At 48.1% G+C, this 18,348-nt stretch carries 18 protein-coding genes, 25 tRNA genes, 1 rRNA gene and 2 riboswitches; of the genes, 1 reads left to right on the top strand and 43 read right to left on the bottom strand.

The window, feature by feature from the left end; all coding sequences use genetic code 11:
- Positions 1-16: 16 nt before the first annotated feature.
- The 3 genes from PH235_RS14110 to PH235_RS14100 form a co-directional block, all read right to left on the bottom strand.
- Entirely contained in the window at positions 17-973 is a 957-nt protein-coding gene (locus tag PH235_RS14110; RefSeq protein WP_272162907.1) for a D-2-hydroxyacid dehydrogenase, read from the bottom strand.
- 17 nt (positions 974-990) lie between these two features.
- Positions 991-1,902, bottom strand: coding sequence for a sugar phosphate isomerase/epimerase family protein (locus tag PH235_RS14105; RefSeq protein ID WP_272162906.1), 912 nt, complete (start codon positions 1,900-1,902; stop codon positions 991-993).
- 114 nt (positions 1,903-2,016) lie between these two features.
- On the bottom strand, positions 2,017-3,684 hold the full coding sequence (locus tag PH235_RS14100) for a thiamine pyrophosphate-dependent enzyme (RefSeq protein WP_272162905.1): 1,668 nt from the start codon (positions 3,682-3,684) through the stop codon (positions 2,017-2,019).
- A 192-nt stretch (positions 3,685-3,876) separates the two neighbouring features.
- Here PH235_RS14100 and PH235_RS14095 point away from each other — a divergent pair, with 192 nt between their 5' ends.
- Entirely contained in the window at positions 3,877-4,653 is a 777-nt protein-coding gene (locus tag PH235_RS14095; RefSeq protein ID WP_272162904.1) for an IclR family transcriptional regulator, read from the top strand.
- A 128-nt stretch (positions 4,654-4,781) separates the two neighbouring features.
- Here the strand turns inward: PH235_RS14095 and dhaM are convergent, their stop codons facing one another.
- The 40 genes from dhaM to rrf form a co-directional block, all read right to left on the bottom strand.
- Positions 4,782-5,156, bottom strand: a complete 375-nt coding sequence (gene dhaM, locus PH235_RS14090) for a dihydroxyacetone kinase phosphoryl donor subunit DhaM (protein ID WP_272162903.1) — start codon at positions 5,154-5,156, stop codon at positions 4,782-4,784.
- The gene (gene dhaL, locus PH235_RS14085) at positions 5,149-5,736 is read right to left on the bottom strand and encodes a dihydroxyacetone kinase subunit DhaL (RefSeq protein WP_272162902.1); all 588 of its coding nucleotides are present in this window, start codon (positions 5,734-5,736) and stop codon (positions 5,149-5,151) included. Before dhaL ends, dhaM begins: the two co-directional genes overlap by 8 nt.
- A gap of 125 nt (positions 5,737-5,861) precedes the next feature.
- Complete coding sequence (gene nagB / locus PH235_RS14080) at positions 5,862-6,569, bottom strand: glucosamine-6-phosphate deaminase (RefSeq protein WP_272162901.1); 708 nt, start codon at positions 6,567-6,569, stop codon at positions 5,862-5,864.
- A gap of 10 nt (positions 6,570-6,579) precedes the next feature.
- Entirely contained in the window at positions 6,580-7,725 is a 1,146-nt protein-coding gene (nagA, locus tag PH235_RS14075; protein WP_272162900.1) for an N-acetylglucosamine-6-phosphate deacetylase, read from the bottom strand.
- Between the two features lie 71 nt (positions 7,726-7,796).
- The gene (locus PH235_RS14070; protein ID WP_272162899.1) at positions 7,797-8,612 is read right to left on the bottom strand and encodes a MurR/RpiR family transcriptional regulator; all 816 of its coding nucleotides are present in this window, start codon (positions 8,610-8,612) and stop codon (positions 7,797-7,799) included.
- Positions 8,613-8,830: 218 nt separating this feature from the next.
- Positions 8,831-9,322: an energy coupling factor transporter S component ThiW gene (gene thiW, locus PH235_RS14065; RefSeq protein ID WP_272162898.1), complete on the bottom strand. Its 492-nt coding sequence runs from the start codon at positions 9,320-9,322 to the stop codon at positions 8,831-8,833.
- Positions 9,323-9,451: 129 nt separating this feature from the next.
- A riboswitch (TPP riboswitch) is annotated at positions 9,452-9,553 on the bottom strand.
- Positions 9,554-9,616: 63 nt separating this feature from the next.
- A riboswitch (TPP riboswitch) is annotated at positions 9,617-9,719 on the bottom strand.
- Between the two features lie 42 nt (positions 9,720-9,761).
- On the bottom strand, positions 9,762-10,739 hold the full coding sequence (locus tag PH235_RS14060) for a zinc-binding dehydrogenase (protein ID WP_272162897.1): 978 nt from the start codon (positions 10,737-10,739) through the stop codon (positions 9,762-9,764).
- Between the two features lie 24 nt (positions 10,740-10,763).
- On the bottom strand, positions 10,764-11,639 hold the full coding sequence (locus PH235_RS14055) for a DUF5131 family protein (RefSeq protein WP_272162896.1): 876 nt from the start codon (positions 11,637-11,639) through the stop codon (positions 10,764-10,766).
- A 21-nt stretch (positions 11,640-11,660) separates the two neighbouring features.
- Positions 11,661-12,284 (bottom strand): ABC transporter permease, encoded by a 624-nt coding sequence (locus PH235_RS14050; RefSeq protein WP_272162895.1) that lies wholly within the window; start codon positions 12,282-12,284, stop codon positions 11,661-11,663.
- Positions 12,281-13,054, bottom strand: coding sequence for an ABC transporter ATP-binding protein (locus PH235_RS14045; protein ID WP_272162894.1), 774 nt, complete (start codon positions 13,052-13,054; stop codon positions 12,281-12,283). The genes PH235_RS14050 and PH235_RS14045 overlap by 4 nt, the downstream gene beginning before the upstream one ends.
- Before the next feature lie 17 nt (positions 13,055-13,071).
- Positions 13,072-13,971 carry a glycine betaine ABC transporter substrate-binding protein gene (locus PH235_RS14040; protein ID WP_272162893.1) on the bottom strand — a complete coding sequence of 300 codons (900 nt, stop codon included), beginning with the start codon at positions 13,969-13,971 and terminating at the stop codon, positions 13,072-13,074.
- Positions 13,972-14,601, bottom strand: coding sequence for an ABC transporter permease (locus PH235_RS14035; protein ID WP_272162892.1), 630 nt, complete (start codon positions 14,599-14,601; stop codon positions 13,972-13,974).
- A 13-nt stretch (positions 14,602-14,614) separates the two neighbouring features.
- A complete protein-coding gene (locus PH235_RS14030; protein ID WP_272162891.1) occupies positions 14,615-14,905 on the bottom strand; it encodes a hypothetical protein in 291 nt (96 codons plus the stop codon).
- Between the two features lie 396 nt (positions 14,906-15,301).
- Positions 15,302-15,640, bottom strand: coding sequence for a winged helix-turn-helix transcriptional regulator (locus PH235_RS14025; RefSeq protein ID WP_272162890.1), 339 nt, complete (start codon positions 15,638-15,640; stop codon positions 15,302-15,304).
- Positions 15,641-15,801: 161 nt separating this feature from the next.
- A tRNA-Leu gene (locus tag PH235_RS14020) sits at positions 15,802-15,885 on the bottom strand.
- Between the two features lie 39 nt (positions 15,886-15,924).
- Positions 15,925-15,995: transfer RNA gene (locus PH235_RS14015), tRNA-Cys, on the bottom strand.
- Positions 15,996-16,018: 23 nt separating this feature from the next.
- Positions 16,019-16,090, bottom strand: a tRNA-Gln gene (locus tag PH235_RS14010).
- Positions 16,091-16,098: 8 nt separating this feature from the next.
- A tRNA-His gene (locus PH235_RS14005) sits at positions 16,099-16,171 on the bottom strand.
- Between the two features lie 11 nt (positions 16,172-16,182).
- Positions 16,183-16,263: transfer RNA gene (locus PH235_RS14000), tRNA-Tyr, on the bottom strand.
- A gap of 13 nt (positions 16,264-16,276) precedes the next feature.
- Positions 16,277-16,349 (bottom strand) — tRNA-Phe (locus PH235_RS13995).
- Between the two features lie 19 nt (positions 16,350-16,368).
- Positions 16,369-16,441 (bottom strand) — tRNA-Asp (locus PH235_RS13990).
- A 2-nt stretch (positions 16,442-16,443) separates the two neighbouring features.
- Positions 16,444-16,516 (bottom strand) — tRNA-Val (locus tag PH235_RS13985).
- A gap of 18 nt (positions 16,517-16,534) precedes the next feature.
- A tRNA-Glu gene (locus PH235_RS13980) sits at positions 16,535-16,606 on the bottom strand.
- A gap of 26 nt (positions 16,607-16,632) precedes the next feature.
- Positions 16,633-16,720, bottom strand: a tRNA-Ser gene (locus PH235_RS13975).
- A gap of 39 nt (positions 16,721-16,759) precedes the next feature.
- Positions 16,760-16,833, bottom strand: a tRNA-Ile gene (locus PH235_RS13970).
- An 11-nt stretch (positions 16,834-16,844) separates the two neighbouring features.
- Positions 16,845-16,915, bottom strand: a tRNA-Gly gene (locus tag PH235_RS13965).
- A 1-nt stretch (position 16,916) separates the two neighbouring features.
- Positions 16,917-16,992 (bottom strand) — tRNA-Asp (locus tag PH235_RS13960).
- An 84-nt stretch (positions 16,993-17,076) separates the two neighbouring features.
- Positions 17,077-17,149: transfer RNA gene (locus PH235_RS13955), tRNA-Met, on the bottom strand.
- 81 nt (positions 17,150-17,230) lie between these two features.
- Positions 17,231-17,320 (bottom strand) — tRNA-Ser (locus PH235_RS13950).
- 20 nt (positions 17,321-17,340) lie between these two features.
- Positions 17,341-17,414 (bottom strand) — tRNA-Ile (locus PH235_RS13945).
- A 14-nt stretch (positions 17,415-17,428) separates the two neighbouring features.
- Positions 17,429-17,502 (bottom strand) — tRNA-Met (locus PH235_RS13940).
- Between the two features lie 10 nt (positions 17,503-17,512).
- Positions 17,513-17,585, bottom strand: a tRNA-Ala gene (locus PH235_RS13935).
- A 15-nt stretch (positions 17,586-17,600) separates the two neighbouring features.
- Positions 17,601-17,674: transfer RNA gene (locus PH235_RS13930), tRNA-Pro, on the bottom strand.
- 19 nt (positions 17,675-17,693) lie between these two features.
- Positions 17,694-17,767: transfer RNA gene (locus tag PH235_RS13925), tRNA-Arg, on the bottom strand.
- Between the two features lie 32 nt (positions 17,768-17,799).
- Positions 17,800-17,871 (bottom strand) — tRNA-Gly (locus PH235_RS13920).
- Between the two features lie 3 nt (positions 17,872-17,874).
- A tRNA-Thr gene (locus tag PH235_RS13915) sits at positions 17,875-17,950 on the bottom strand.
- Between the two features lie 11 nt (positions 17,951-17,961).
- Positions 17,962-18,043, bottom strand: a tRNA-Leu gene (locus PH235_RS13910).
- A 3-nt stretch (positions 18,044-18,046) separates the two neighbouring features.
- Positions 18,047-18,119 (bottom strand) — tRNA-Lys (locus tag PH235_RS13905).
- A 14-nt stretch (positions 18,120-18,133) separates the two neighbouring features.
- Positions 18,134-18,207 (bottom strand) — tRNA-Asn (locus PH235_RS13900).
- Between the two features lie 22 nt (positions 18,208-18,229).
- Positions 18,230-18,345: ribosomal RNA gene (rrf, locus tag PH235_RS13895) — 5S ribosomal RNA — on the bottom strand.
- Positions 18,346-18,348 lie beyond the last annotated feature (3 nt).

The raw sequence follows: 18,348 nt of genomic DNA, 5'->3' as shown, positions 1-18,348 counted from the left end.
TTGCAAATTCAATTCATCAAGAAACGCTATTGACTGGCTTCCCTTCCAAAAATGCTTCGGTATTATCGATTGCGATATCCAATAAGCGCTGTCTGGCTTCAATCGGCGCCCATGCAATATGCGGTGTGATCAAGCAATTTTTCGCAGTGAACAATGGGTTTTCTTCCGTCACGGGTTCTGTCGAAACGACATCCACTGCCGCTCCATGCAGCTTGCCGGCATTCAGAGCCGCTGCCAAGTCTTCCTCTACGATCAACGGTCCGCGAGACGTGTTAATCAATATGGCGCTGGATTTCATTTTCGCCAATGCCGCAGCATTGATGATTCCTTCGGTTTCTGGGAACAATGGACAGTGAAGGGATATGACATCCGCATTCTCAAGTAGTTCATCCAAATCAACGATTTTCGTGTGCTCGTTTTCCAATCCCTTATCGGCAAAATGATCATATGCCAACACGTCCATGCCGAATGCGATGGCGATTTTCGCCACGGCCTGCCCGATCCGGCCGAAGCCGATGATGCCCATTTTCTTGCCTGCCAATTCGATCAGCGGATAATCCCAGAAGCAGAAATCCCCTGATTCCTGCCAACGTCCCTGCTTGACTGCTTTGTCATGCTCACCTACATGGTGGCAAACTTCCAGCAGCAAAGCGAAAGTGAATTGGGCCACCGATGCGGTCCCGTAAGTCGGAATATTCGTTACAGTGATGCCGTGCTCTTTAGCAGCGGCTGTGTCCACAACATTATACCCTGTTGCCAGAACACCGACATAGCGGATATTCGGGCAAGCCGCAAATATTTCAGCCGTCAAAGGGGTTTTATTTGTGAATACGATCGAAGCATCCCCGATCCGCGAGATGACTTCATCTTTAGGCGTGCGATCATAAATGGCGCATTCCCCTAACTTTTCCAGGCGTTCCCAGGAAAGATCTCCTGGATTCAACGTATAGCCATCCAATACAACTATCTTCATTTCGTTTCCTCCTTGTGTCATAATAGGCTCCACGCCCGATTCAATGTCCGTTTGGCGTTTGCGATGACGATATCCGGATCTTCATCTTGCCACGGCTTCACTTCGAAGGATAGCACTGGAGGATTCGAACTGTCAAAGAATCCCTCTGTTTGCAGGACCCTCAAGAAGTCCAATAACTCCGGAACGTCATTTACGCTGTTCGGGAACCCGAAGCGTGGATGCGTATCCCCGAATGCTTCCGCGCCTTCTTTCACGACGCCATTGCCCATATGCAGATGGGTGATATAAGGCTTAGTGACCTGGATGGCATATTTTGAGGTTTCATGCGTTTGCGGAATATGGGACAGGTCCATCATCAATCCGAAATTCTCCACCAAACTGCGCATCTCAGCGGCAAATGTTGCAGCGTACGGCGCCGGACCAATCAACGATTTCTTATCAAGATCGTAATCAAAGACTTCCAGCGTGATGGTCATGTCTTTCTTGGCTGCGTATTCGCAGATCGTCTTGGTCGTCTTGACCAATTGACGGAAAGCTTCTGCCTTCGTAGCCTCCTCATATTTTCCGGAAAGGAAAGCGATCCCTTTTGCCCCAAGGTATTCTGCTTCATCGATTGAATCGATCAGGATGGCTTCCGCCTTCAGCCGTTCCGTCTCATCGATGGCATTCGGGTTCAATCCTGCCGTCAATAACCGCGGCTGTGCTCCGTAACAGACTTTCATGTGGCTGGAGTCCAGCATTTTTTTGATTGCTGCCCGGTCTTCATCCTTCTCGATATGCGAAACTTCGATGGCATCAAAGTAATCGTCCACCACTATTTTTTTGACGGTCTCTACAATATTGCCTTGGTCCTTCCAGTTCATCGCCTGTGGATAGGCCATAAAATGGATCAGTCCGATCTGCAGATATTTATTCATTGGTTCTATCATGGTTTTCCCCTTCCTTTACTTTCTTTATGGCTTGCTAATTTGCCGATAAAGATGGCAGCATTCCCGATTGCGGCGTTTCGCAAACAAGCGTGCTGCCTCCTTTCTTTAATCGATTTATACGAATTCTCTTACGGCTGTGATGCTTGGTCCCATTGAGCAATCGGTCGCTTCTTCACATACGATATCGATGACGTAAGGTTTGTTCGATGCATAAGCACGTTCCAAAGCTGGTTTAATGTCCTCCGGATTGAAGACGCGTTCTGCTTCGCAGCCGAATCCTTCCGCTACCTTAACGTAATCCATCAAGCCTTGGTTCTCTGCCATATGGACAGCATATTCGAAGTCATAGCCATAATTTTGGTTTTGGCGGATCAGTCCCAAGTAAGCATTGTTGACGATGACTACAACCAAGGGAATGTCATTGACTGCCGCAACAGCGATTTCCTCAACCATGAAAGTGAACCCGAAGTCACCCAAGACGGAAACAGTTTTGATTCCCGGTGCCCCAACAGAAGCACCTATTGCACCTGGAATATCGAACCCTAAAGTTCCTGCTCCACCTGATGGCAAGTATTTTCTTGGACGATTGATGTCCTGCAATTGCCCTGACCAGATTTGCGTCAATCCGCAACCGGTCGTGTACATTACTTCATCACCGAACACTTCATTCATCTCTTTGAATACACGATGTGGTTTGATTGGTCTGCTGTCATAGTCGGTTTTTCGTTTCAGATCGATGCTCAACTGCGGCAATTCCGACACAAGTCCTTTCGCTCCGAATGCTTCCATTTGTTTCGCCTCAGCCAGCAATGCTTCGATCGCCATTTTTGCATCCGCTACGATACCGATTTCAGCCGGAATGATTTTACCGATTTGGCTCGGTTCGATATCGATATGAATGAACTTACGCCCTTCTGAATACACTTTGACATCCCCAGTATGGCGGTCCGTGAAGCGGCACCCGATTCCCAAAACGACATCCGCTTCACTCAAAACTTTGTTCCCAAGAGGTCCGCCGACTTGAATACCGGCATGGCCTGCGTTCAATGGATGATTTACTGGAATGCCGCCTTTCGCCATATAGGTTGTGATGACTGGCAACTGCAGCATTTCAGCAAGCTCAACGCATTCGCTTGTTGCTTCGGAAAGGATGACGCCCCCGCCCATGATCATGACCGGCGCTTTCGCTTCTGAAATCAATTGCAGAGCCTCTTTGATTTTGTCTGTTTCTGGAGCAGGTCTTTCGATTTCATAAGGGATGTAGCTATCGATGTCAAAATCGATTTCAGCCATCTGTATATCCAGCGGCAAATCGATCAGGATCGGACCTGGTTTGCCTTCACGTGCAATCCGGAAGCCTTCGCGAAAAATCTCGACGGTATCGTTAGGATCCATGACGCACCAAGCGCCTTTTGCGATCGGTTTAGCGATCGACACGATGTCGACAGACTGGAAAGCGTCCTTGTTCAACTGCGATCTTACGGATTGCCCCGTTAATGCCAAGAATGGAATCGAGTCGATATTCGCAGTATAAATTCCGGTTATAAAATTCGTCGCGCCAGGACCGGCTGTGCAAGTAGCCATTGCCATTTTTCCGCTGGAACGGTAATAGCCATCTGCTGCGTGGGTGCAAGCTTCTTCGTGTCTCATGACCATGTGTTTGATCGAATCGGATTTCTCCAAATATTTGTATACTGGGTTGATACCTGCACCTGGGATTCCGAAAACGTCTTCAATTCCTTCTTTTTCCAAAATTTGTACAATCGCTTCTGCTACTAACATATCTTTCCCTCCATGTAATTTCACTCTGTGAAATCGGTTTTTGTTTTTGTGTATCCACAGTTTAGCAGAGGGTTTTCCCACTGTCAACAACTTTTGAAATGTATTTTCTCTTAGTGAAATTAAAATTGAGAAATTCATCTGTCTATGGTAAACTGCAATCAAGAGAAATCCTTTCATGAGGGGGAAAACAAAGTGATTGAAAAAAAAGTTAAAAAAAATCAATCGGTCGAAAAAGTATTACAGATCATCGAATTACTGGTATCTCAAGGTGGTGAAATGCGGCTGCAGGACATTGCTGATCAAGTGAATTCTCCAAGCAGCACAGTATTGCGTTATTTAAGCACGTTGAGTTCCTTCGGATATGTTTACCAAAACGCCGACTCATCCAAATATGCACTTACCTTGAAATTGGCCCAACTGGGCAGTCTAGTGAGCGGGCAATATGATATCCGTAACTTGGTCCATGACGATCTGGTCGCGTTATCGAAGAAATTCCAGGAATCCTCATGCTTGGCTATCGAAGAAGATCATGAAGTGGTTTACATCGATGTCATCAACGGGCCGGACAACATGCTGAAGACGATGCAACGGATCGGGAAAAGAGCCCCGTTACATGCGACCAGCGTCGGAAAAAATATTCTTCAGAACTACACGGAGAAGGAAATCGAGGACATCCTGAAAGAAAAAGGAATGCCGGCATTGACCGCCAAAACCCTCACAACACCCGAAGCTCTTTTCAAAGAGTTGGAAACTGTCCAAGAAACAGGTGTGGCGATGGATAACGAGGAATGCGAGATCGGAGCCAAATGTATTTCGGTCCCGCTTATCGACTACACCGGAAAAGTCGTGGCTGCCATCAGCATCAGCGGTCCTGTGTTCCGTATGACTGATGAAAAAGTGGAGAGAATAAAAGAGTACATGCTGCGCATGTCGAAAGAAATCTCAAAAAAACTCGCCTATACAAAATAAAAAGCGTGATGATTCGCGGCCCCGCTCTAGAAATTAATTGCTAAGGAAGCCGGTCTTTTAAAAAAAATAACCCATGAGATTCTCCTTTTGAAAAGGAAAACCTCATGGGTTTCTTTGGCTTCAGTTTTTCATTTTACGTACAATTCCTGCAACTGCTCACGGATTTTTTCATAAGGCGTATCCGCCTGCAGCAAAGCTGCTGTCAGATAGGCGCCCTCCACGAACGCCGCATCGCAAATAACCAGATTTTTTTCGGTCATTTCACTTACCAACTCAAGATTCATCTTGGCGCTACCCAAATCATAAAAGGCCAATATATTAGGCTCTGACATTTCATTGAGAGCCGCCGTGACTTTATCAAAACTAGTGCCGATGCCGCCTTCTTCCACTCCTCCGACTGCTTTCACGGTAACGTCCTTCGCTACCTGTTTCAGCAAACGGGTGAGCCCGTCAGCGAGCTCCGCAACATGTGAAACCAATAAGATACCGTACTGTTCACTCATCGTACACACCCGCTTCCAGCATAGCCTCAAAGAAATAACCGCAGGAGGCTGCACCTGGATCGATGTGGCCATTCAGTTGTTCCGACACATAGGCCGCGCGTCCCTTTTTCGCCTGGAAATCCTTCGTGCTTATGACATGTTCATTGATTTTGTCCAACGTCAGGCGCTTATTCCGGATGTCTTCCATGACCGGAATCCAAACATCCACTAAGGTCTTCTCTTTCAGTTCCGTAGGGCCGAACGTTTGAATTCCTTCAAGCCCGCTTGCCAGACTGTCCAGCAGATCGTTCCCCTCTTGCAAGTACTCCGACATATGCAGGAGGGCTTGTCCATAAAGGAGTCCTGCTGCCCCACCCGTTTTCTGGACGAAGGACATCCCTGCCATTTTGAACAGTTCTGATGCCCCTGCCTGAAGCCCTTCCGCTAATTTTACCTTCAGGTCCTGGGCGCCCCGAAGCATGTTGGCCCCGTGGTCACCGTCACCGATGGATTCATCCAGCGTATTCAGATACTTCTCGTTTTTTTCCAGCTTTTCGATGAACAAGCTCAGCCATGATCTGGCCGTCTCAACAGTCAACATTTCCATCACCGCCTTGGATTCCTGAATCACATGATCTACATGCTATCTCTGCTTCCATTGTAAACGTTTTAACCCAAAACGACAATCAGGAGACTTTCGGGAATAGACTGCAGATTGCCGACTCACTATTTTTTGCTGAGCATTTGTGCCGCTGCTTCATCCAGTATCACGGTCACATGCTTGTGAGTCTGCAGAACGCTCGCCGGCAAGTCTTCCGTGATCGGACCTTCCAGCGCGGCTTTGACGGCAGCGGCTTTTTCTTTTCCGAAAGCCATCAGGATGATCTGTCTTGACGAGAGGATCGATTGGATCCCCATCGAATAGGCAAAACGCGGGACATCCTTTTCATCCGCAAAGTAACGTTTGTTGGAATCGATGGTGGATTGCCATAGTGCCACTTTCTGGGTCCGGGAATCAAAGGATGTGCCCGGCTCATTGAAACCGATGTGCCCGTTTGTGCCGATGCCGAGGATCTGCACATCGATCGGATTCGCGGCGATGATTTCTTCGAATTGCGCGCACTCTTCAACTTCATCCGCCATTCCGTCCAGCAGATAGTTTTTCTTGAATGGTTTTGCATCGAATAATTGTTCATGCATAAAATGATGGTAGCTGTGCGGACTGTCCTCGGACAATCCCATGTATTCATCCAGATTGATCGATATCATCCCCGAGAAATCAAGATCGCTTTCCCGCATAATTTTGTACAGTCTGACCGGCGTGCTGCCGGTTGCCAACCCGAGCACTTTCGCACCTCTTTCCATTTCCTCGCGGATTTTTTCGAATGCGTAACGGCTTGCCTCTTCAGGAGTCGCTTTAATGATTATTTCCATGATCTGTAACCTACTTTCTGTTATTTTTGTATACTGTCTGTCCATAACTGATTGTCCGCTCGACCGCAAATGACTCCGAAAGCAGGACCATATCGGCATCTTTTCCAGGAGCGATGCCCCCTTTTCGCACCAAATCGAATTCACGGGCCTGATTGACTGAGCTCATCTTTACCGCATCCAAGATGCTGCAGCCGGTAAAGGCGATGATGTTCCTGAAGGCTGCCTGGAATCCCAGCACGCTTCCTGCCAGATTTCCGCTTTCCAGACGGGCTTGTCCATCTTTGACGATGACTTTCTGTCCGCCCAACTCACTGATGCCATCGCCCATCCCTTTGGCACGCATGGCATCAGTAATCAATTCGATGCGGTCTGCGCCTTTTTGTTTGAAAGCGATCTTCACCATTTCTGGATTGATATGCAGGCCATCGACAATCATTTCCGCATAGATACCATCCTCCAGGAAGGCATGTCCGGTCACACCGGGCTCACGATGATGGAGTCCCCTTTGCGCATTGAAGAGATGGGTGATGTGCGTTGCTTTGGATTGTTGCAATTGGCTGCGAAGTGCATTTGAATGGCCGACCGAAAGCACGATGCGGTTATCCAGGCAATACTTTTCAAAGGCTGTCGCATCACTCGTCTCCGGCGCATAGGTGACCAAACGGATCAAGCCGCCGCTCAATTCTTGCCATCTACGCATTAAGTCGGCATCCGGCAGTTTGATGTGTTCTTCCGGTTGCGCTCCCTTAAATACTGCGGAAATGAACGGCCCTTCGAGGTGGATGCCTTGGATGACCGGATTTTTTGCTGCGGCCTTGCGGATGCCGATCAACGCCTTTTCTATATTTTCAGAAGATTGCGTCATCGTCGTCGGAAAATAGCTGGTGATCCCTTCTTGGTGCATCGCCGCAATCATCCGGGTGATTCCCTCAGCATCACCGTCCATGTTGTCCACACCGTAGCCGCCATGACTGTGGACATCAATGAAGCCGGGAACCAACCTGCTTCCGGCTGCGTCGATCACTTCCTCGCCTGATTCAGGAACGTATTCCGACATCTTCCCGACTGCGCTGATTTCTTTTTCAAACCGGACAAATCCATCGAAAATGACTGTTTCCCCGGTATACACTTCTGCATGTATGATCACTTTTTTCATTTGTGTTTCCCCTCTTTGATCCTGAGCTTTATTTTCACTGTGCACCTGCATGATTTGGCCGCCACATCTCGCTATTCTGATTTTTTCGAATAACCTTGCACATTTTTTCTCGTCATATCCATGTTGTGTTTGAAATTCTCGTCCTGCACCAGGAAGGTCGAAATCACATCGATCAGGTACATCATCCCGAACTGCGTGTTGACGAACACCGTGTTGTTGACGAAACGCGAGTGGTAGCCGAAGCACGTGACGTCCGCCAGTTTCGTCAGGGAACTGTTTTTGAAGCTCGTCAGGGCGATGATCTTCGCTTTTTTCTTCTTCGCGATTTCCAGGGACGCGATCAACTCCGGTGTCTCTCCCGAATTTGAAATGGCGATCACCAACTCGTCCTCCTTGATGATCGAGCTATTGATGATCATCAGGTGGGAATCCGTAACCCCTGTGGCATTCAGCCCCATCCGGATCAAGCGTTGCGCCAATTCCGCGGCCGTAAACCCGGAACTGCCAATGCCGTAGATGACTGTTTTGTTTGCGTTTTTGATCCAATCGACAACCGTTTCGATTGCCTGATCCTCGATCATCTGATTGGTTTCATCGATGACTTGCGTATAATAGCCATAAATATCGTCATAGACGGTCGGCATTTCTTTCGAAGGATGATTGCCCGCCAATGAACGCAATGCAATCTTCATGTCCACAAACCCATCGATGTTGATGCGCTTACAGAACCGGGTGATGCTGGAAGTCGAGGTATCCGCCTTCGCTGCCAAATCCTTGATGTTCATATTTTTGATGGATGCTTTGTTCTGCAGAATGTAATCCGCAATCTTTTTCTCGTTCGCGGAAAAAGCAGAATACTGATTCTGTATTTCTTCGATGATTGTCATTTACTTGTTGCCTCCTCCTGCTTTGCGCAACCGTCAAAAGCGCACTCCGCATTTCTTAACTTCGCCTTTTCCCCTTCGCTGATAGAATAACACATGAAAATAGTTTTTTCAATTATTATTTTATGAAAATTATTTTCCTTATTGTTTCTATTGGAGACACTTTTAGACAGCAGAAAGCCGCCCTCTTCCGAGAGCGGCTTCCTTCATATGCAGTTGCTTTAGATTCTGTTCCGGTCCAATACGCTTCTTTTTTCCATTTCCAGGATGATAAAATATGCCATCCCGGCTCCGATTGCGGAACTGATTGCGAAACTCGGCAGGAAAAGCATCAATGCGGCTTCCATGCCCATGAAAAACTGCGCCAGCAAAGTGCTCACCAACGAGCCCAGGATTCCGGTGCCTATCCATTCACCCAGTGCCGCATAACCAAGCTTTTGCGTTCTCGCATAGAGCAAACCTGCGCATATAGCTCCGATCATGCTTCCCGGGAAAGCAAATATGGTCCCTGTACCCAACAGGTTGCGCAGCACGGAAACGCCGAATGCCTGCAGGACGGCATACCCCGGTCCAAGCCAGACAGCGGTCAACACGTTCAGCAGATGCTGCACCGGCGCTACTTTGGCCAAGCCGATCGGGATGACGAAGATGCTGTTGCTGACTACCCCCATGGCGATGATCAAGGCAGTGGTGACTAATTTTTTTGTGTTCATATTTTTTCCCCTTTTCAGTTTGATTTGTTATTTTTGCAGCCTGATATTTCCGAACCACTTCCCTCCTCCCTGAATTGAATGAAAACAAAAAGACACCTCCCCTGAGATGTCTTGGATATACGTACGGACTCCAGACCAAGCTCAGTTCCCTCCGCCAGTACGAACTGGATCAGGTTTGAAGGGTTCCGACAGTGTCGGTCTCAGCGCAGTTGCGCACCCCTACTGAAATTAAAAAACGCTATATAATCTGATGCGAAAATCAGAAAATATAACGTTTTGATGTCTATTTATGCGAATAGTCAAACGCCACATTCCCTACGCTAGTATGAACTAGATCAGGTACAAAGAGTTCCGGCAATGCCGGTCTCAGCGCAGTTGCGCACCCCCAGTGTTTCTCACTCAATTCTAACCAATAAGCTGCGGAAACGCAACACTATTCTTAAGCTCTTTCTCCCGCAGCGCTCGGATCCAGCACGATGACTTTTCCGAAACTGTCCTGGCTCTGCAAAAAGGCATGGGCTTGGGCAACCTGTTCGAGCGTGAAAACCCTCTCTGGCTCCACTGCAACGTCGTTTTCTTCAATGTACTCCAGCAGTTCATTCAACTTTTCGCCGGAGACGTCACTCGAATGAAAAGTAGTCAAGTAGCTGTTGTGCTTCAATTCCATGATGGGATCGAAATCCTCCAGGAACCATTTCCCGCCCAGTTGGCCGGTACTGCAGACAATGCCGGCTTCCCGGATATGGGAAAGGCTGTCCTTGATCGTCGCAGGGCCGATCAATTCCAGAATCTTGTCGAAAGTCTCTTCCGTTTCCAACACGCCGTTGCGGTCTTCGACGTAGTCGGTGAAGCCGGCTTCCTTCAATCTCTCGCCCTTTTCGGCTTTCCGCGTGCTCCCATAAATCCTGATATCCGGGAATTGGGCTTTGACCAACTTTGCAAAGGCAACCCCTACTCCGCTCGTTGCACCCCGAACCAAAATTTGATCGGATGCTTGAATCCTCAGATTCTTCATGGAACCGAAAGCCGTATAGTAGGTTTCCGGAATGGCCGCCAGTTGGGCCCAGGGCAAATCGGTGTGGATGGGGTAGATTTGGTCATTCGGCAACAGGACATATTCCGCATAACTCCCGTCGAAGGCCCTCCCCATCTCTCCCATGATCGACACCACTTTTTGACCAAGCGGCAATTTCTCCTCATCGCTTGTCCGTTCCACTACCCCTACACATTCAATCCCTAAAATGCGGGGAAACTTGACCGAAGGGGATTTCCCCTCCCGCGTAAAGATTTCCGAATGGTTGATGCCGAAGCCCATGACCTTTACAAGCGACCAGCCTTCCCGGATTTCCGGAAGAGGAACTTCCTGATGCACCAGTTTTTCCGGTCCACCCGCTTCATGCACTACAACTGCCTTCATTCTTCCACCCTCTGTCTTAATTTTTCATAATGATAACATGCAGCTGGGTCTGCCGGATTGCGTACCGCAAAATTTTTTGTAGGCACAGGAATCGCACAAAGTCACGGCGTCGGTTCGAAAAAGCGGCACCGATTCGCCCTGGGCAACTTCCATCAGATGAACCGAAACCGCACGCGCTTCATAAAACAATCCGGATTTCTTTGCCTGCTCCTGCTGCTTTCTTTTGTCCAAAATTTCATACTTCCGTCCGTTCTTCACAAAATGATTCCCGGTTTCGATGAACTCGAAGTTCACATTATTTATCACGCAGTCTTGATGCATCCTGTGCACCCATTCATAATGGCATTCCCTTGCCCCATCATAGTTTTCCCCGCCGACGATGACGCGTTCGATTTTTCCGGACGACAAATGCTTCGTCAAGTCGATTTCGCCGATCAATGGTGCGGCCATGATGCCTCGGTGTTTGAGAGGCAGATCCAGGAGTACCGGGATCCGCCTATCGGCCATCTTTTGGTTTTCGGCAGAGACATTCATCCACACGTTTTCCCAACCGTCTCCCCAATTTTCAGGCAGACAATCTTTCACGCGTTCGATTCTTTTCGTCAACAAGTAGAACAGCACATCCGACCGCTTTTCGATCATCTTCCAGACTTCACCGCGCCACTCGTCCGCTTCCTCAAGAAAGAAGTCCGAAGTCATGCAGACGCGTATCGTGGAACCGGGCGGTATGACGTAGTCGCCGCGCCGGTTCCTTTTCAGAGGGCGATCGAAGCTGCTTTGGACTTTATAAATATGCGCGCCATCTTTCCCTCGTTGACTGTCCAAATGAAACATATAACAATTTTGGCATCCCGGGCTGACCTTTTTGCAGCCGTGCCACGGGTTCCAGATATCACTCAAGCGATCACTCCTTTGAAAAGATCAGGCAAATCTCCGTCGCAACGCGTTCTCAAGTAAGTACAAGATGACATTGACAAGCAGACACAACAACATTGACAGCACAGTGCCCCACAACAGTTTTACGACGCTGAATGTCCGCAAGCCATCGAAAAGGACGGTTCCCAATCCGTCCGCATTGATCGTTGCGGCGATGGTTGCGATGCCGATTGTCGAGGTCGCGGCGATCCGTATCCCTGCGATCATGGATGACATTGCCAACGGAAGTTGGATTTTCCTGAACATTTGATTCCTCGTCATGCCCATCCCGACAGCGGCTTCGATGATTGTCGGATCGATTTCCTTGATTCCTGCAGAAAAACTGCGCAACAGGACATATTGGCAATAAATCACCAATACGATGAGGGCCGTGTTCCTTCCCAGTCCCGTCAACGGAATCAAGATGGCAAATAGAGCCAAGCTTGGGATCGAATAAAGCAAAGAAAAGAGATAGATCAAACCATTCATGACACGTTCATTGTGCATGCACATCAGAATTACTCCGCCTGCGATGAGGATGGCGATTGTCAGGGTCGTCCCCACTAATTCGATATGCTGCATCGTGGCGGTCAGCAGTTTTTCATGATAAGTATTCCAGTATGCAATCATTTCAACTCACTCCAAAATGCCTCTTGTTCCTTTACGGTGGCAATCAAATTTGCGACAAACTCCGTTTTCGGATTGCGCATGATTTCCCTCGGTGTATCAAATTGACAAATCTTGCCTTTGTCCATTATCAGCACTCTCGTCCCTAGCTTGAACGCCTCATTGATGTCGTGGGTGACCAGCACAAAGGTTTTGTCGCCCAATTCTTTGTGGATCTTTTGCAGTTCATTCTGCAGTTGCAGGCGCGTGATCGCATCGACCGCTCCAAACGGTTCATCCAACAGCATCACTTTCGGATTGGCGGCAAGCGCCCTCGCGACGCCCACGCGCTGTTGTTGTCCGCCGGATAATTGTTTCGGCTTTCTGTCGGCAAACAGATTCGGATCCAATTGAACAAGCTTCAGCAATTCTTTGATGCGGGCTTGGATCTCCTTCTTGTCCCACTTCAGCAGTTCCGGAACTGTCGCGATGTTTTGGGCAACGGTCATATGCGGAAACAGACCGATTTGTTGGACTACATACCCGATTTTCCGCCTAAGATCCACTTCGTTCATTCCACTGATGTCTTCTCCGAAGAAAGTGATGTTTCCTGCATCTTCCCGGATCAGGCGATTGATCATTTTTAAAGTCGTCGTTTTGCCGGAGCCGGAAGAGCCTAGGACAGTGATGAACTCGCCCTCCTTAATTTCAAAGGAGATATCATCGACCGCCTTCGTGCCCCCTTCCCCGTAGAGTTTCGTCACATTTTTGAATTCTATCGCGGTTTGCTCCATGCAGCCTCAACGCCTCCTTATTTTATCGAATCGAAGTACTCTTTCGCTACCGCTTCATATTCTTCTCCATTGACATCCACTTTCGCGTTCAATCCGGTCACCGTTTCTGTGTCCAGCGTGCTGCTGATGTTGTTCAGGATTTCTGCAATATCAGGATTTTCTTCCAATACTTCATTCCGGATTACGGGAGCCAAGTTGTACGGCGGCCAGAATTTCTTGTCATCCACCAAAACAGTGAATTCCTCTTTATTGGTCAGTTGTCCTTCTGTCGTATAGGCCGGAGCGACATCCGCTTCATCGTTTTTCAAAACTTCATATTTCAAACTGTTGTCGTAGACTGTCGAGCTCTTCCAGTTGAATTCACCGTAAGCTTTTGTCAAACCAGGAAGGCCATCTTCCCGCTGATCGAATTCACCTTGGGAAGCAAAACGAAGCTCAGTTGCATGTTCCTGCAGATCGGAAACGGTTTCGATACCGTATTTTTCGGCCACGCTCGTTTTGATGACCAGCCCCGCGCTGTCATTGGCTTCCGCATAATCCAACCAAGTCAGATCGAACTGCTCATCATATTCTGCTTTGATAGTGTCATAGACTTTCTGAGGGTCGGTTTCCATCTCCATTTCCAATACTACCAATAGACCTGTACCTGTATACTCCGGATAAAGATCGATTTCATCATTGGTGAGCGATGTATGAACGACCGAGCTGGCGATACTCGGGATCCTTTCAACCTCATACCCGGCATCTTCCAAAGCCAACGCATAAATTTCCGAAACAACCAAGTTTTCGGTGAAATCCTTGGAGCCCACGCGGATGGCTGTACCTTCCGTGCTGCCGCCACCCAAACTTGAACAACCTGAGACTATAAGTGTTACGGCCAACATTGCAATGGTACTGATGATATTTTTTCTTTTCATTTAATTTATGCTCCTTTTAATTATGTAATCAAGAAAGATGCTTGTCGTGAAGGCAATCATCGCTACCGATACCCCTCCAATGAGAAGCAGATCCATCCTGTTCAAACCCAATCCTGTAAAAATCAGTGTCCCCAAACCACCAGCACCAATGTATGTAGCCAACGTCGCACTCGAGATGATTTCCACCAACGCCAGCTTCACGCCGGTCATCACAAAAGGAAAAGCCATCGGAATCTTCACCCTTTTCAGGAGCTCCCGATCGGTCATCCCCAACCCCTTCCCCGTTTCAATCATCACAGCGGGGACTTCCAAGAATCCGACCGTTGTGTTGACCAATATCGGCGGAATACCCAACAACACCAATGCGATCAACGCTGGAGCCCTTCCGACCCCAATGAAGGAGATCAATAAAAAGAGGACCGCCAAACTGGGGATGATCCGCAAGGCTTGGGAACTGAAGGTGATCATCTGGCTGAGTTTCCGGTGCTTGTGGCTGATGTATCCCAGCGGAATGCCGATCAGACAAGCAATTCCGATTGCCTGGATACTCAATCCAAGGTGCTGGTAAACGTAAATCAAATATTGATTCAAATTCTCTTGAAAGTATTGCAATATGTCGTCAACTAGCATTTTGGACCTCCTTTCACTTCAAACATTGATCCGAAACGTTTGCCGCCTCCCTAAATATCTTCAAACTGGCGGTCCCGCTGTTCGTCAAGGAATAATAGCACTGTTTGTCCCCTTCCATCTGATTGACCACAATCGTGTCCACCTGCAGGCGCCACAGACTGGTGATGACACTTTCTTTTTCCTCGCCAGTTAATCGGACGATATCATTGCAGCTCATGGTCGGGTAGTAAAGGAACAGGTACATAATGGCAATCTTAATATCAGTATCAAAGATTGTTGCAAATACCAATAAAGGATCTATCATTACTCGCATTCCCCCCTTCAACACATGCGCACCGAAAATTACCGCCGAACCCGTTTCTTCGCACAAGCAATATCATCATGATGGGCATTCGTGCTTGTCTGGCTTGCTTAACGCCTCACTGATATTGCTCCCTTCCCATACTTATGGATAGATTTCCATACTCTTACTATATCTTTAAAGATGCCCTTACAATAGTACGCACTTTTTTATCAGGTACTTACCTTTTTGTAAGCTACAGCTACAATGATACTTAAACCAAACGATTGTAAAAAAAATCCCTTTTGAAGCATTATAACGCTTCAAAAGGAAGTATGAAAATGATACAACTTTTGGTACCCTCATCGGATTACAGAAAAGGTCGGATTCGCAATCAGCTTTGCTTCTTCCTCTCCCAGATTAATTCTGTTCCAAGAGATTATTTTTGATATAATCCGTTCCCCAATCACTCATGCTGTTGATGATCGGTCTCAGGGAGTCACCAAGATCGGTTAATGAATATTCCACTCTGGGTGGCACTTCAGGAAATACTTCCCGTTTAACAATCCCATCAGACTCCATCTTCCGAAGATTTTCAGTCAATACTTTTTGGCTGATGCCATCAACCAATCGGTGCATCTCGTTAAACCGCTTGGTTCCAGTCAACAATTCGCGCATTATCAACAGTTTCCATTTATTTCCGATCAAATCAACGGTTGTCGCAACCGGACAAAATGGCAATTCTTCTTTGGTCAGCATCTTGTTCACCTCTTAGATATTAAGTTTCTTTTTGTAAGTTACAACGAATTATATACTTAAAATGAAAAAAATTCAAATATTCCTTTTAGTTTTGTGTATAACTATGCAAAAAAAACAGGATCCCAACGATGCTGTCATCGTCAGGATCCTGTTTTGTGTAATACCGGCGGCCGGGGTCGAACCGGCACGCCCTTGCGGGCACTGGATTTTGAGTCCAGCGCGTCTGCCAATTCCGCCACGCCGGCATGATATGAAGAATGCAATTTTCCATCTTACTCATGGAAAGGCGGTAACCGGATTTGAACCGGTGATAGAGGTTTTGCAGACCTGTGCCTTACCACTTGGCTATACCGCCGAGGTGTTACTATTTAAAAAAAACTGGGCTAGCTGGATTCGAACCAACGAATGACAGAGTCAAAGTCTGTTGCCTTACCGCTTGGCGATAGCCCAATAAAGAGGGCGACCGATGGGAATTGAACCCACGAATGCCGGATCCACAAACCGGTGCGTTAACCACTTCGCCACGATCGCCATCATAAGAATGGAGGGAGGCAGATTCGAACTGCCGAACCCGAAAGAGCGGATTTACAGTCCGCCGCGTTTAGCCACTTCGCTATCCCTCCATCATATAAAAAATGGTCCGAGACGGATTCGAACCGCCGACACCTTGAGCTTCAATCAAGTGCTCTACCAACTGAGCTATCAGACCAAAATAAAAATTTAAAAAACGGCTCCGACGGGATTTGAACCCGCGATCTCCTGCGTGACAGGCAGGCATGTTGACCCCTACACCACGGAACCAATGGAGGTTGACGGGATCGAACCGCCGACATTCTGCTTGTAAGGCAGACGCTCTCCCAGCTGAGCTAAACCTCCATAATGCTGGTAAATATATGATCCGTACGGGAATCGAACCCGTGTTACCGCCGTGAAAGGGCGGTGTCTTAACCGCTTGACCAACGGACCAATCTTTTATTTTTTTGATAAAGCTACGGAGAAGGAGGGATTTGAACCCTCGCGCCGCGTTAACGACCTACACCCTTAGCAGGGGCGCCTCTTCAGCCACTTGAGTACTTCCCCATAACAAGAAATTTTCTGTTACTGTTTGTGCTTTATCAATGGGCCTAAATGGACTCGAACCATCGACCTCACGCTTATCAGGCGTGCGCTCTAACCAGCTGAGCTATAGGCCCTTCTTAAAAAAAGCGGGTGAGGAGAATCGAACTCCCGACATCAGCTTGGAAGGCTGGGGTTTTACCACTAAACTACACCCGCATGGCGGCTCCGACGGGATTTGAACCCGCGATCTCCTGCGTGACAGGCAGGCATGTTGACCCCTACACCACGGAACCATGCGCAAAAAATTGGTTACACTGTGGGCTTGCGCCCAAGTGTATCATGCTTGTAAGCTGCTGAAGCAGCGACAATCATGATAATTGCGGGGACAGGACTTGAACCTGTGACCTCCGGGTTATGAGCCCGGCGAGCTGCCAACTGCTCCACCCCGCGATAATAATAAGGAAACACTGTGAGCTTTCGCTCAAGTGTATCATGTCTGTAATGTCGCTAAAGCGCCAACAGCCATGACAAAGGAGGATAAGGGATTCGAACCCTTGCGCGCTTTTACACGCCTGACGGTTTTCAAGACCGTTCCCTTCAGCCGGACTTGGGTAATCCTCCATAAGCTGATAAGTTTTTCATGGACCTTGCAGGACTCGAACCTGCGACCGGACGGTTATGAGCCGTCTGCTCTAACCAACTGAGCTAAAGGTCCAAAGCAAGGTATAATAGCGGCGAAGGGGGTCGAACCCATGACCTTCCGGGTATGAACCGGATGCTCTAGCCATCTGAGCTACACCGCCAAAATGAAAATGGAGCCTAGCGGGATCGAACCGCTGACCTCCTGCGTGCAAGGCAGGCGCTCTCCCAGCTGAGCTAAGGCCCCGTGAAGATTGTTGAATCGGGAAGACAGGATTCGAACCTGCGACCCCTTGGTCCCAAACCAAGTGCTCTACCAAGCTGAGCTACTTCCCGGTGATAATTATGTGAAAAATGCACCCAACAGGAGTCGAACCTGTAACCGCTTGATTCGTAGTCAAGTACTCTATCCAATTGAGCTATGGGTGCAAAAGACAGTACAAAGCACTATCTACATTTGAAGCGGAAGACGGGGTTCGAACCCGCGACCCCCACCTTGGCAAGGTGATGTTCTACCACTGAACTACTTCCGCGAATGGTGCCGGCTAAAGGATTCGAACCCTCGACCCTCTGATTACAAATCAGATGCTCTACCAACTGAGCTAAGCCGGCGTATTAAATTATGCGGGTGAAGGGACTTGAACCCCCACGCCTTGCGGCGCTAGATCCTAAATCTAGTGCGTCTGCCAATTCCGCCACACCCGCAAATGAGTTATGCAGGGCTCGAACCTGCGACCCTCTGATTAAAAGTCAGATGCTCTACCAACTGAGCTAATAACTCATCTTAAGAAAAAACTCCGCAAGTAGGACTCGAACCTACGACATCATGATTAACAGTCATGCGCTACTACCAACTGAGCTATTGCGGAATAATTCTGTATACAAAAAAAAGCGCGGCAACGTCCTACTCTCACAAAGGGAAACCCTTCACTACAATCGGCGCTAAGAAGCTTAACTTCTGTGTTCGAGATGGGAACAGGTGTGACCTTCTTGCCATCGTCACCGCACAT

The sequence above is a fragment of the Trichococcus sp. K1Tr genome (genome assembly GCF_028309625.1).
Classification (GTDB): domain Bacteria; phylum Bacillota; class Bacilli; order Lactobacillales; family Aerococcaceae; genus Trichococcus.
The sequence above is the reverse complement of the archived record's forward strand: the minus strand, read 5'-3'. Positions and strand labels throughout refer to the sequence as shown.